Here is a 13626-nt window from a genome sequence, read left to right on the forward strand (position 1 = left end):
CTTTTAAGCGAATCTACAGGGCGCTATTAGAGCGTTTTTTACATTTAGAAACTTGTATTTATGTCGCAACCGTCAATGGATGCTGGCTGTAATCCTGTTCTTACGGGGCGCTTACGAAAGTATTAATACCATTTAATTCAATGACTTTTCTGTAGGTCTACTACCGTTTCGACAAATTGGATCAGTTGTCGCCACGGTCAGGTATTTCGAATTCGATGCGTGTGGGCCAATAACGTTGAGCTTCTACGCACTCATGGATGAAAGGCTTGAACCACAAGGAGTTGAGCGTGGATAGAAGACTTGCTACTGCTGTTGCACCTCGTATTTCTGCGCTTTCTCTTGCGATTCGCCTCGGCGTAGCGGGGCTGGTGATGGGGCTTGCAAGCCCCGCAGCGATGGCGGCCTGCTCGCCCGCAAGCCCCACGACAGGTGCCACGGTGACGTGCACGGGGGTGCCGTCGTTACCGCTGTTACTGAACACCTTTTCGAGTGCGGTGAATAACCTGACGGTCAACGTCAACCCGGGCGCGCAGCTCAATGCGACGTTGGGCGGCATTGCGTTGAACCTGACCGGTAACAACACCACACTGAACAACTCCGGCACCATCGACCCGGCGGTGCTCGGGCTTGTATCCGTGCTCAGCGGTGGTGTGGTGGTGGGCAATACCGCGGCCAGTGCGGTGAATATCACCAACACGGCCACCGGGATAATCCGCGGTACCGGCGCATTGCTGGGGCTCAACCTGACTTCATTGGCGGGCGCGGCGCTGAACGTCACCAATGGCGTCGGTGGCACCACCACCCTCACCAACGCCGGCGCCCTCGGCTCCAACCCCTTGCTGGGGCTTTCGTTGTTTGCCTCTGACACGCCAGTGGTCGCCGTGCAAGGTGGCGGCCAGGTCAATATGACCAACAGTGGCACGCTCACCGGCCGGGTTGCCTTCGAGGCGTCCACTTTGGGTAACACCTTCGTCAACAGCGGGATCATTTCCGGCGGCGTGTCGATGGGGGCAAGCAGCGCCAACACCTTTACGGCGGTGACCGGGTCGAGCGTGTCCTCGGGCGGCGGTATCGGCCTGAGCCTCGGCGGCCTGGTGGGCGTGAACCTGACGTTTGCCCCCACCGGCCAGGTGGATGGCGGCGCAAATGGCAGTAACACCTTGATCCTGAAAAACCCCGGCGGCGTGGGTAGCAGCGGCACCGGTACGGCGTCCAGCGCCACTTATATCAACTTCAACAACCTGACCATCAATGGTGGCACCTGGACGCTGCTGGGGCCATTGGTCAGCGGCAGCACCACGCTCAATGGCGGCATTTCGCAGTTCGATAACAGTGCGACGTTCGGTACTGGGGCAATCACCGCCAATGGCGGGATTATCGAAGCAACGGCCAATAACCTGACGCTGGCTAACTTGCTCACGCTGGGCACCGGCGGGTTGACCGTCCAGGGCGCCAATACCGGGCTGACCCTGGGTGGCGTGCTCTCGGGCACCGGCGGTTTGACCAAGGCGGGCACCGGTCAACTGATCCTCAATACCGCCAACACTTACACCGGCGCCACCACGCTGTCCGGCGGTTCGGTTCAGTTGGGCAATGACCTGGCGCTGAGCAGCGGCGCTGTGACCGTCACGGCCGCAACAACCTTGCAGGCGCCCGGTACGATCAGCCTTGCCAACGCGCTCACCCTTAACGGCAACCTGATTACCGATGCAGCAGGTTCGTTGAGCCTGGACGGCGCTATTACCGGCACCAGTGGCCTCACTCAGAGCGGCGCGGGCAGCCTGACGCTCAATGGCGTCAACACCGGCTACAGCGGCGCCACCAGCCTGGGCGCAGGCACTTTGGTGCTGGGTAATAACAATGCCCTGGGCAGCGGCAACCTGAATGTGACGGGCACTGCCAACCTGAACACCAGCGGCGCCTCATTACTGAACAACAACGTCGTCTTGACCGGCGATCTCAGCCTGGTCAACGCCAACCCGCTGACCCTGAGCGGTGTAATGTCCGGCGTTGGTGGCTTGACCAAAACCGGCGCGGGCCTGCTGACCCTGGCCGGTAACAACACCCGCACCGGCATTACGTCGCTCGATGCCGGCGGCTTGTTGCTCAGTTCCAACACCGCCCTGGGGACGGGCGCGCTGAATACGGCGGCGGGGACGTCGTTGGATGCAACCACCGCAGTCAACCTCGCCAACGCGGTCAACCTGGCCGGCAACCTGGGCATCGGCGGCACCGCCGACCTGACGCTGGCCGGTACCATCAATGGCGCCGGCAGCCTGACTAAAAGCGGCGCCGCCAATCTGCTGCTCAACGGCCCCAACAACTTCCTGGGCGGCACCACGCTCAATGCAGGCACCCTGACGTTGGGCTCCAATGCGGCCCTGGGCCTGGGTAACTTGACCGTTGGCGGCGCGTCGACGCTCGACAGCAACGGGGCATTCAGCCTGGGCAACAACGTTGTGCTCAACGCCGGGTTGACCCTAGGCGGTACCAATAACCTGACCCTGGCGGGTGTGCTCAGTGGGGCAGGGCCACTGACCAAAAATGGCCTGGCCAACCTGACCCTCAACGGCAACAACACCTTCAGCGGCGGCACCACCCTCAATGCCGGGACCTTGACCCTGGGCAACGCCAATGGCCTGGGCAACGGTGCCTTGACCGTCGGCGGCGCGGCGACCCTGGACAACAGCGCGTCCTTTGGTATCGGCAACGCGATTGCGCTGAACGCCGACCTCACAGTCGCCGGCAACAACGACCTGAGCCTGAACGGCGTGGTCAGCGGCGCTGGCAACCTGATCAAAAATGGCTTGTCCGACCTGACCCTGGCCGGCAACAACACTTTCACCGGTGCCGTGGATGTGCTCTCCGGTAGCCTGACGCTGGTCAATGCCAATGCCTTGGGCAGCACTGCCGGGGTGAACGTGAGTGCGGGCGCCGGGGTCAACCTGGCCACCGACGTCAGCCTGGCCGGCTTGAGCGGCAGCGGCGGCGTGCAACTGAGCGGCGCCAACACCTTGACCGTCGGTGGGGTCAACACCACCAGCACCTTTGATGGTGATGTGAGTGGTACTGGCGGGCTGATCAAGGTCGGCACCGGCACCCTCAACCTTACCGGCATCAATGGCGTCACTGGCAACACGGCGATCAATGCAGGCACCTTGAACCTCAGTGGTTCCCTGGCCAGTGCCCAGGTCAACGTCAACAACGGCGGTACGCTGAGCGGTACCGGCTCGCTGCTGGGCGCGTTGAATGTCAACAACGGCGGCCATCTGGCGTTGAGCAGCGGCAATACCTTGTCGGCCGGTGCACTGAACATGGTCGCGGGTGGCAACCTGGATGTTGCCCTCGGTGCGCCATCCCTCACTTCCTTGCTCAATGTCGGCGGTAACGTGGCGCTCGCCGGCAACCTGAAAGTCACCGATGCCGGTGGTTTTGGTGCGGGCACATATCGCCTGATCAACTACACCGGCGGCCTGACCGGCGGCCTGACGGTAGCCGGTGTTCCCGTGGGTTATGGCCTCGGCGATCTGCTGGTACAAACCTCGGTCGGCAACCAGGTCAACCTGGTGGTGGCGGCGCCCAATATCCGCTTCTGGGACGGCAGCCAAGCTGTCGCCAACGGCGTGGTGGATGGCGGCACTGGCACCTGGACCGCCGGCGGCACTAACTGGACGTCCGCCGATGGCCTGACCAACTCACCTTGGGCCAGTGGCTTCGCGGTGTTCACCGGGGCTGCCGGTACGGTCGCCGTGCAAGGACCGCAAGCCTTTACCGGCCTGCAGTTTGTCAGCGACGGCTACAACCTGGTCAGCGGTGCAGGCGGGCAATTGACGGCCATCAATGGCGGCAGTGGCAATGTCTCGATGCGTGTAGATCCGGGCGCAACCGCGACCGTCGGGGTCAATATCGATGGCGCCGGCACCCTGAACAAACTCGACACCGGCACCCTGGTGCTCAACGGCGCCAACACCTATACCGGTGGCACCTTGCTCAATGGCGGCAGGCTTATCGTCGGCAGCAACACCGCACTGGGCGGCGGCCTGTTGACCACGGCGGCCGGGACGACACTGGACAGCAATGCGGCTATCACCCTGGGCAACACGCTGCTCTTGAACGGCGACACCAACGTCGCGGGCAGCAACGCGCTGACTCTTAATGGCGGGATCAGCGGCGTTGGTGGCCTGATCAAAAACGGCGCGGCCACTTTGACCCTGGGCGCAAGTAACACTTTCCTCGGGCCTGTGGCCTTGAACGCGGGTGGGCTGATCCTGGCCGCCAACAATGCCTTGGGCGCTGGCGCGTTGAATGCGGCGGGCGGCACGACACTGGATGCCAGTGCGGCGGTCACTGCCAATAACGCGATCAACCTGGCAGGCAACCTGGGTATCGGCGGCACGGCTGACCTGACCTTGGGCGGTGCAATCAATGGTGCCGGCAGCCTGAGCAAAAATGGCGCAGCCAACCTGATCCTCAATGGCGCCAATACCTACCTCGGCGGCATGACGCTGAACGCGGGCACCTTGACCCTGGGCAACAACCTCGCGCTGGGCCTGGGCAACCTGACGGTCGGTGGCGCATCGACGCTCGATAACAGCGGCGCGCTGAGCATCGGCAATAGTGCTGTACTGAACGCTGGCTTGACGGTGGCTGGCAACAATGACCTGACCCTGGGCGGCCTGCTCACGGGCACCGGCGCGCTGGTCAAGGATGGCACGGCCAACCTGACCCTCAATGGCCTCAATGCCTACAGCGGCGGCACGACGCTCAATGCGGGTACCTTGACCCTGGGCACTGCGACAGCCCTCGGGACGGGTGCCTTGACGGTGGGCGGCGCGGCCAACCTAAACAATGGCACGCCACTGGTGCTGGCCAATGCGGTCAACGTCAACGCCAACCTGACGGTGGGCAGCCTGAATAACAACCTGACGCTGGCGGGTGGGGTGGGGGGGAGCGCCAATCTGATCAAAACCGGCACTGGCGACCTGGCCCTGACTGGCAACAACACCTTCTCCGGCCTGTTCGACGTGCAATCGGGCAGCCTTAGCACGCTCGGTAACGACGCGCTGGGCGCAGGCGCCGGGGTCAACCTGGGCAGCAGTACACAATTGAACATGGGTGGCTCGGCCAGCCTGGGTGAACTCACCGGCAACGGCGTGGCCGTTGTCGGCACCGGCAGCACCTTGAGTGTCGGCAGCAATAACCTCGACAGCACGTTCGGTGGCGTACTCGCCGGGTTGGGCGGTCTCAACAAAATCGGCAGCGGTGCCTTGACCCTCGGCGGCCTCAGCGTGTTGACCGGTGACACCCAGGTCAGCGCTGGCAGCCTGCTGGTCAACGGCGCGCTGGCCAGTACCAATGTGAATGTGGCTAATGGCGCCACCCTCGGCGGCACCGGCACCCTGGTGGGCGCAGTCAACATTGCCGATGGCGGCCACCTGGCGGTCAACTCGGGCAACACCCTGACGCTCGGCTCGCTGGTACTCAATACCAACTCCAACCTCGATGCCGGGCTCGGCGCCCCGTCTACCGGCGGCACGGCGCTGATTCATGTGGGCGGTAACCTGACCCTGGACGGCACGCTGAATGTCAGCGATATCGGTGGCTTCGGCCCCGGCATTTACCGGTTGATCGACTACACCGGCGGCCTGACCAATAACGGCCTGCAACTGGGCAGCCTGCCGGTGAATATCCCGGCCAGCGACCTGGACCTGCAAACAGTGATCGGCAACCAGATCAACCTGCTGGTCAACGGCAATACCACTGTGCAGTTCTGGGACGGTAGCCAGACTACCGGTAACGGCAGCATCGAGGGCGGCAGCGGTACCTGGACAACCGCCGCCACCAACTGGACAGGCGTCAACGGTTCGTTCAACACCGCCTGGGCGCCAAACAGCTTTGCGGTCTTCCAGGGCGCGGCGGGTACCGTCACCGTGGACGGCGCCCAAGCGATTACCGGCCTGCAATTCGTCAACGACGGCTACAACGTGGTCGGCGGCACGGCGGGGGCCTTGACCTTGTTCAACGGCACCGGCGGCAACACCGCCGTGCGCGTTGACCCGAATGCCACCGCCACCCTGGGCGTCACCCTCAACGGCGGCGGCACCCTGGCCAAGCTGGACGCCGGTACCCTGGTACTCAATGGCGCCAACACCTACACCGGCGGCACCGCGCTCAATGGCGGTACGTTGGTGGTCGGCAATAACAGCGCGTTGGGCAGCGGTGTATTGACCACCGCCAATGGCACCACATTGGACAGCAATGCCGCTGTCAGCCTGGCCAATGATGTGAACGTCAACGGCACGCTGACCGTCGGCGGCAGCAACGCACTGACTTTGGCCGGCACCGTGGCCGGTACCGGCAGCCTGATCAAGAACGGCATCGCCAGCCTGACCTTGAGTGGCAACAACACCTATGCAGGGCCGACTGCACTGAACGTGGGTGGGCTGATCCTGGCTTCCAACACGGCGCTGGGCACCGGTGCGTTGAATGCGGCGGCCGGCACCACGCTGGATACCAGCAGTGCAGTCAGCCTGGCCAATGCCGTGAACCTGGCGGGCAACCTGGGCATTCTCGGCAGCGCTGACCTGACCCTCAATGGGCTGGTCAGCGGCGTCGGTGACCTGACTAAAAGCGGGGCGGGCGCCCTGACGCTCAACGGCAACAATGCCTACCTCGGTGGTACGCAGTTGAACGCGGGTGGCTTGGTACTGGGCAATGGTTCGGCACTGGGCAGCGGCGGCCTGGCCGTCAATGGCGCAGCGACGCTGGATACCAGTGCCGCAGTGGCGCTGGCCAATAACACCACGCTCAATGCTGCGCTGACCGTGGTTGGCAGCAACGACCTGGCGCTTGGCGGTGTGGTCGATGGCAGCGCAACGCTGATCAAGAACGGCAACGCCAACCTGACCCTCAACGGCGCCAATACCTACAGCGGCGGCACCACGCTTGCGGCCGGTACGCTGACTGTCGGCAATGCCACAGGCTTGGGTTCGGGCGCCTTGACCGTCACTGGCGCAAGCACGTTGGATAACAGCGTGCCGCTGGTACTGGCCAACGCCATCAACCTGAATGCCGACCTCAATGTGGCGGGTAACAACAACTTGACCCTGGCCGGCGTGCTGGCGGGCAATGCGGCACTGATCAAAAATGGCGCGGCGGACCTGCTGCTCAGCGGCAATAACACCTTCAGCGGCCCTCTCAATGTACTTGGCGGCAGTGTGACCACCGCAGGTAACGCGGCCTTGGGCAACACCTCCGGCGTCAATGTCGGCGGCGGTGCCAGCCTCAATCTGGGCGGCAACGCCAGCCTCACTACCTTGGCCGGTACCGGCGCGATTCAGGTGGCGGGCGGCAGCACGCTGGCGGTGGGTGGCAGTAATCTCGACAACACCTTCGCAGGCACGCTCAGCGGTGCCGGTAACCTGGATAAAAACGGCAGCGGTGTGCTCAACCTGAGCGGCACCAATGGCATCAGCGGCGCGGCCAACGTGAATGGCGGCACCTTGAATGTCAGCGGCTCACTGGCCAGCGGCACGGTGGCGGTCAATACCGGCGCGACGCTGACCGGCCCCGGCTCGCTGGCGGGCGCGGTAACCGTGGCCGATGGCGGGCATATCGGCCTGACCTCCGGCAGCACGCTGTCGGTGGGCTCGTTGGTGCTGGGCAATGACGCCAATCTGGACGTCGGCCTGGGTGTGCCGGTGGTGGGCGGTGGCAGCGGGCTGCTGAATGTCGGCGGCGATCTGACCTTGGGCGGTAACCTCAATGTCACTGATATCGGCGGCTTTGGCAGCGGCGTCTACAACATCATCAACTATGGTGGCGCACTCACCAATAACGGCCTGGCCCTCGGCACCTTGCCGGGCAGTGTGATTCCGGGCGATGTGCAAGTGCAGACGGCCATCAGCAACAAGGTCAACCTGCTGGTCACCGCGCCCAACACCACCGTGCAGTTCTGGGACGGCGCCAACCTGATCGGCAACGGCGCCATCGACGGCGGCAACGGCACCTGGGGCGCTGGCACCACCAACTGGACCAACCTTGATGGCACCCTCAACCAGAACTGGAACAACAGCTTCGCAGTGTTCCAGGGCCCGGCGGGTAACGTGACCGTGGAGGGCACGCAAAACCTCACCGGCCTGCAGTTCGTCACCGATGGCTACAACCTGGCCTCCGGTGCGGCGGGCGTGCTCAACCTGGTGAATGGCGGCACCGGCAACACGGCGATCCGTGTCGACCCGAACGCCACCGCAACCTTGGACGTCACCCTCGGTGGCGCCGGCACCCTGGCCAAACTCGACACGGGCACCTTGGTGCTTAACGGCACCAACACCTACACCGGCGGCACCGCGCTCAATGGCGGTACGCTGGTGGTCGGCAATAACAGCGCACTGGGCAGCGCAGCGCTGACGGCGGCCGACGGCACCACCCTGGACAGCAACGCGGCCGTCACACTCGGCAACGCTGCGGTACTTAATGGCTCACTGGCCATCGGCGGCAGCAATGCGCTGACGCTTAACGGTAGTCTCAGCGGCAATGGCAGCCTGCTGAAAAAAGGCGCGGCAACCCTGACCCTCAAAGGCGCCAACACCTACAGCGGCGGCACCACCCTTAATGGCGGCACCACCACCGGCAACACCAACAGCTTGCAAGGCGCGATTGCCAACAACGCGGCCCTGACCTTCGAGCAGGGTACCGATGGCACCTACACCGGTAACCTCACCGGCGCAGGCGTGCTGAATAAAACCGGCAGCGGCGCGTTGCTGTTGACCGGCGACAACACCTTCACCGGCAACACCAACGTCAACGCCGGCAGCTTGCTGGTCAACGGCAGCTTGAACAGCGCAGCGGTGCAGGTGGCCAGCGGCGCGACCCTTGGCGGCAGCGGTAGCCTGGGCGGTGCTGTGACAATGGCTGATGGCTCGACCCTCAAGGCCGGCGCGGCGACGCCACTGTCGGTGGGTTCGCTGGCGTTATCGTCGGGTACCGCCCTGGACTTCACCCTCGGCGCGCCTGGCGCATCCACCACCGCGGTGAATGTGGCGGGCAATCTTACCCTCGACGGCACCCTTAACGTCACCGATGCCGGTGGCTTTGGCCTTGGCGTTTATCAACTGTTCCGCTACGGCGGCGCCTTGACCGACAACGGCCTGACCCTTGGCTCGCTGCCGGTCGGCCTTGGCAACCTGAGCCTGCAAACGTCGCTGGCCAACCAACTGAACCTGCTGGTGCAGACCACGCCGGGGCAAATCCAGTTCTGGAACGGCGGCACCACCAACCCGGATGGCACCATCACCGGCGGTAGCGGCACCTGGGGCCCAGGCACCAACTGGACCGATCCAACCGGCACCCAGGGCCAGGTGTCGAACAACCAGTTTGCCGTGTTCGGCGGGCAGGGCGGTACTGTCACGGTGGTCGGCAATCAGGGCTTCACTGGCCTGCAATTCCTTGACCCCGGCTACACGTTGACGGCAGGTGCGGGTGGGACCTTGTCGCCAACCGGTACCGCAGTGGTGCGTGTCAATTCGGGCGTCACTACCGAAGTGGCCGCGCCAATCGTGGGTGCCGGGGCGATCAACAAATTTGACGCCGGCACCTTGCTGTTGACCGGCGCCAACACCTACACCGGCGGCACCACCGTCAGTGGCGGTACGCTGGCCGGTAACGCGCTGAGCTTGCAAGGCCGCATCTTCAACAACGCGCGGCTGCTGTTTGTCCAACGCACTAGCGGCACCTTTAATGGCGTGTTGAGCGGAACCGGCAACATTACCAAACAAGGCGCAGGGGCGTTGTTGCTCACGGGCAACCAGCCGTTCAGCGGCACCGTGGCCGTGGACGAAGGCGTGCTGCAAGTCGGCAACGCGGCCAACCCAGGCGCGGTGTTCGGTGGGCAGGTGAGCGTCGCCCACGGTGCAGGCTTGACCGGCAACGGCAGCGTCGGTGCGTTGGTCAACAACGGCAGCGTCACACCGGATAACGGCAAGCTGACGGTGGCTGGTAACTTCACTAATGGCAACACCGGCGCGTTGAACCTGCTCATCACCCCATCGTCGACCGGCTCCCTGGCCGTTGGGGGGACGGCGAACCTGGGCGGCACGTTGAATGTGGTCAACCTGGCGCCGTACGCCGGCCCGGCCACCTACACGCTGCTCACGGCGGGTGCAGTGAACGGCACCTTCGGCACCACCAACCTGGAGAACCTGGCATTCCTCAATACCGCGTTGAACTACAGCCCTACTCAGGTGGCGCTGGCGGTCAGCCGCAACAACGTCAGCTACGCCAGCGTGGCAGCCACTGGTAACCAACGTGGCGTGGCCGCCGCGCTGGACAGCGGTGCTGCGGTGGGTGGCGCAACGGTGCAGAACGCGCTGCTCAACGCCGATGCCGCCGGGGCGCGTGCCGCCTTCGACAGCTTGTCCGGGGAGATTCACGCCAGCACCGCCAGCGCCATGCTCGAAGATTCGCGTCACGTGCGTGACGCGGTCAACGAGCGCCTGCGTCAGCCCGGCTGCTACCGCGAAGACGACCCACGCAACAGCCTCGCGCCAAGCGAAAACCGCCTGAGCAGCGCCGGTTGCCACGGCGAAATGGTCGGCTGGATGCGTGTGTTGGGCACCTGGGGCCACATGGGCGGCGACAGCAACACCGCCAAGCTGGACCGCAACCTCGGCGGCTTCCTGCTCGGCACCGACAAGCAAGTGGATGACGCCTGGCGCGTCGGTGTGGCCGCCGGCTACACCCGCAGCGACCTGGACGCCAAGCGCCGCAGCTCCAGCGCCGACGTCGACAGCTACCACTTGATGGCCTACACCGCGTACCAGCAGGAAGCCTTCGCCGCTCGCCTGGGCGTGGCATACAGCTGGCACGACATCGAAAGCAAACGCGATGTGGCCGTAGGCGGCGTGGGGCAACGCCTCAAAGCCGACTACAAGGCGCGCAGCGCACAAGTGTTCGGTGAAGTGGGTTACACCATTGAAACCGGCAAAGTGGTGGTAGAACCGTTCGCCGGCCTGGCTTACGTCAACTACGACAGCGACACCCTCAAGGAAAAAGGTGGCTCGGCGGCCCTGCGCGGCGATGCCGATCAGGACGTGACCTTCTCGACCCTGGGCGTGCGCATCGGCCAGACCATCACCCTGGGCAACGGCTCGAAAATCACCCCACGGGGGAGCATCGGCTGGCGTCATGCCTTTGGCGACACTCAGCCGGATGCCGACCTGAGCTTTGTCAACGGTGGAGCATCGTTCAGCACCCAAGGTGTGCCGATTGCCAAGGACAGCGCGGTGGTGGAAGCAGGCCTGGATTACCAGATCAGTCAGAACGGCAAGTTGGGCCTGGGCTATTCCGGCCAACTGTCGCGCAACGATAAGGACCATGCGATGACGATCAGCTTCTCCCTCGGTTTCTGATCAAAGCCGAGTACTTTTAACCGCCCGAAAGGGCGGTTTTTTTTTTGGGAAAAATTTCTTAACCCTATTCGATTTTTTGCGCAGGTGGCGGGGTTGTTGCCCGGCGTCTGGTCAGAAGGATGTACAAACAATTTCGACTGGAACCCGGCTGGCAATACAGCCTTTTCTGAATCTAAAGTATGCCCTTGAGTTTATATTCCTTAGGTGGCATATTCGCATGGACTGGGACATTGAATACACGGATGAATTCGCAGAGTGGTGGGATTAGCTGGGCGCAAAGGAGCAAGTCTCTGTATCTGCCAGCGTCGATCTGCTGGGGCTTTTCGGGCCGGGCCTGGGCTTCCCCCACACCAGTGATATCAAGGGCTCTCGGCATGGCAACCTGCGGGAACTGCGGGTTCGGCATGCCGGCCGGCCCTATCGAGTGCTGTATGCATTCGATCCCAGGCGCTGCGCTGTCCTGTTGATCGGCGGCGATAAAGCCTCCGACTCCAGGTGGTACGAGGTGCATGTGCCCTTGGCGGAAAATGTGTACGACATCCATTTGCAAACATTGCGTAAAGAGGCCCGTAAACATGGCTAAAAAATTCGCTGAACTTCAAGCGCGCATGACCCCTGAGTCGCGTGCGGAGGCCGAGCAACTGTTCCGCCAGCACCTCCAGGAAATGCCTTTGCATGAGCTGCGTAAAGCCCAACAGTTGAGCCAGGAAAGCCTGGCCAAGGCGTTGAATATCAATCAGGCGGCGGTTTCCAAGATGGAGCGGCGCACCGACATGTACATCAGCACGCTGCGTGACTACATCCGGGCGATGGGCGGCGAGCTGGAAATCATCGCGACGTTCCCGGATGGCCAGGTCAAGATCGACAACTTCGCTCACTAAGTCACAGTGGACCACCCCGATGAATCAGCTCCTGGCCATGCGCGCCTTTGTCCGTGTTGTCGATACCGGTTCATTCAGCCGCGCATCCGACCAGTTGGCGCTGCCACGCTCCACCGCCAGCAAACTCATCACTGACCTGGAAAGACACCTGGGCACCCAACTGATGCACCGAACCACCCGCGCCCTGGCGCCCACGCTTGAAGGGCTGGAGTATTACCGCCATGCGCGACGGCTGGTGGCTGAGCTGGATGAAGTGGACAGCGCCGCACGCGGGCAGATCCTAAGGCCCGGCGGGCACCTGCGCGTGGATGCACCGGCCTCGTTTGCCAACTGCCTGCTGATTCCGGCGCTTGTGGACTTTCATCGCGAGTACCCCGATATCACCATCGCCTTGGGCATCAGCGACCGTGCGGTGAATATCGTTGGGGAGGGCGCCGATTGCGTGATTCGTGCTGGCAAGCTGGAAGACATGGGGATGATCGGGCGCAAGGTAGCCGACCTTGAATACCTGACCTGTGCTGCACCCAGTTACGTGGCGCGCCGGGGTTTGCCGGACTCGCCCGAAGACCTCGCAAACAACCACCTCAAGGCCGGCTATTTTTTTGCCGGGTCGGGCAAGCCGGAGCCGCTGATTTTTGAGCAGGGCCAGCAACGTATCGAGGTCAACGACTGCGCCTTTTCGACTAACGAAGGCAACGGCCTCAAGGAAATGCTAGTCGCGGGCCTTGGTGTGGGGCAGCACTTCAAGTCGATCGTGCAGTACTACCTCGACACCGGCCAGTTGGTTGAGGTGCTGCCGGGCTGGTCACGCCCGGCCACGCCCTTGCATATTCTCTACCCACCCAACCGCCATCAGAGTGCGCGGCTCAAGGTGTTTACCGAGTGGGTGATCCGCACGTTTGGGGTCAGGGAATAATCGCGGTCACGCGTATCTCCACACGCATGGTTGGCAGTCCCAGGGACTCGACGCCGACTTGGGTCCAGATCGGTGCATGGTTGGGCATGTAGCGCCGGTATTGCTCGACCATTGCTGCGTTGACCTCAGGTGCAAACCCGCCCACATGGTAGGAGTTGACGTGAATCACATGCTCCCAACCCGCGCCGGCGGTGGCCAGGGTGCGTTCCAGGTTGTGAAAGGCCTGGGCGATTTCTGCGCTGAGGTCGGCGGGGATGTGCAACTCATCGTCCCAGCCGCCCTGGCCTGACGTTTCTACGCGTTTACCGATTTTCACTGCTTGGGAGTAGTGCAGGTGTTCGCGCAGGGTATCGCCATAGCCTGGGGTGACAAAAAATTCGGGCGTGCTCATGGTATTTCCTCGGTTGAGTACAGGACCCGA

5 protein-coding genes are annotated in these 13626 nt (G+C 63.2%); 4 read left to right on the top strand and 1 reads right to left on the bottom strand.

The window, feature by feature from the left end:
* Positions 1-287: 287 nt before the first annotated feature.
* The 4 genes from BLV67_RS16280 (at position 288) to BLV67_RS16295 (ending at position 13205) form a co-directional block, all read left to right on the top strand.
* Positions 288-11408 (top strand): autotransporter-associated beta strand repeat-containing protein, encoded by an 11121-nt coding sequence (locus BLV67_RS16280; RefSeq protein ID WP_069787255.1) that lies wholly within the window; start codon positions 288-290, stop codon positions 11406-11408.
* 268 nt (positions 11409-11676) lie between these two features.
* Positions 11677-11991, top strand: coding sequence for a type II toxin-antitoxin system RelE/ParE family toxin (locus tag BLV67_RS16285; RefSeq protein WP_244160722.1), 315 nt, complete (start codon positions 11677-11679; stop codon positions 11989-11991).
* Complete coding sequence (locus tag BLV67_RS16290; protein ID WP_065932116.1) at positions 11984-12289, top strand: XRE family transcriptional regulator; 306 nt, start codon at positions 11984-11986, stop codon at positions 12287-12289. The genes BLV67_RS16285 and BLV67_RS16290 overlap by 8 nt, the downstream gene beginning before the upstream one ends.
* Positions 12290-12308: 19 nt before the next feature.
* Positions 12309-13205: a LysR family transcriptional regulator gene (locus BLV67_RS16295; RefSeq protein ID WP_069787220.1), complete on the top strand. Its 897-nt coding sequence runs from the start codon at positions 12309-12311 to the stop codon at positions 13203-13205.
* Here the strand turns inward: BLV67_RS16295 and BLV67_RS16300 are convergent.
* Complete coding sequence (locus BLV67_RS16300) at positions 13195-13596, bottom strand: RidA family protein (protein ID WP_069787219.1); 402 nt, start codon at positions 13594-13596, stop codon at positions 13195-13197. The two genes, BLV67_RS16295 and BLV67_RS16300, sit on opposite strands and share 11 nt — an antisense overlap.
* Between the last annotated feature and the right edge of the window lie 30 nt (positions 13597-13626).

This window comes from Pseudomonas salomonii, assembly GCF_900107155.1.
GTDB lineage: Bacteria > Pseudomonadota > Gammaproteobacteria > Pseudomonadales > Pseudomonadaceae > Aquipseudomonas > Aquipseudomonas salomonii.

What these genes read in the sequence shown, in the direction of transcription:
- BLV67_RS16295 (WP_069787220.1), top strand. Translation starts at nt 12,309, where the DNA reads ATGAATCAGCTCCTGGCCATGCGCGCCTTTGTCCGTGTTGTCGATACC.
- BLV67_RS16290 (WP_065932116.1), top strand. Translation starts at nt 11,984, where the DNA reads ATGGCTAAAAAATTCGCTGAACTTCAAGCGCGCATGACCCCTGAGTCG.
- BLV67_RS16300 (WP_069787219.1), bottom strand. Translation starts at nt 13,596, where the DNA reads ATGAGCACGCCCGAATTTTTTGTCACCCCAGGCTATGGCGATACCCTG.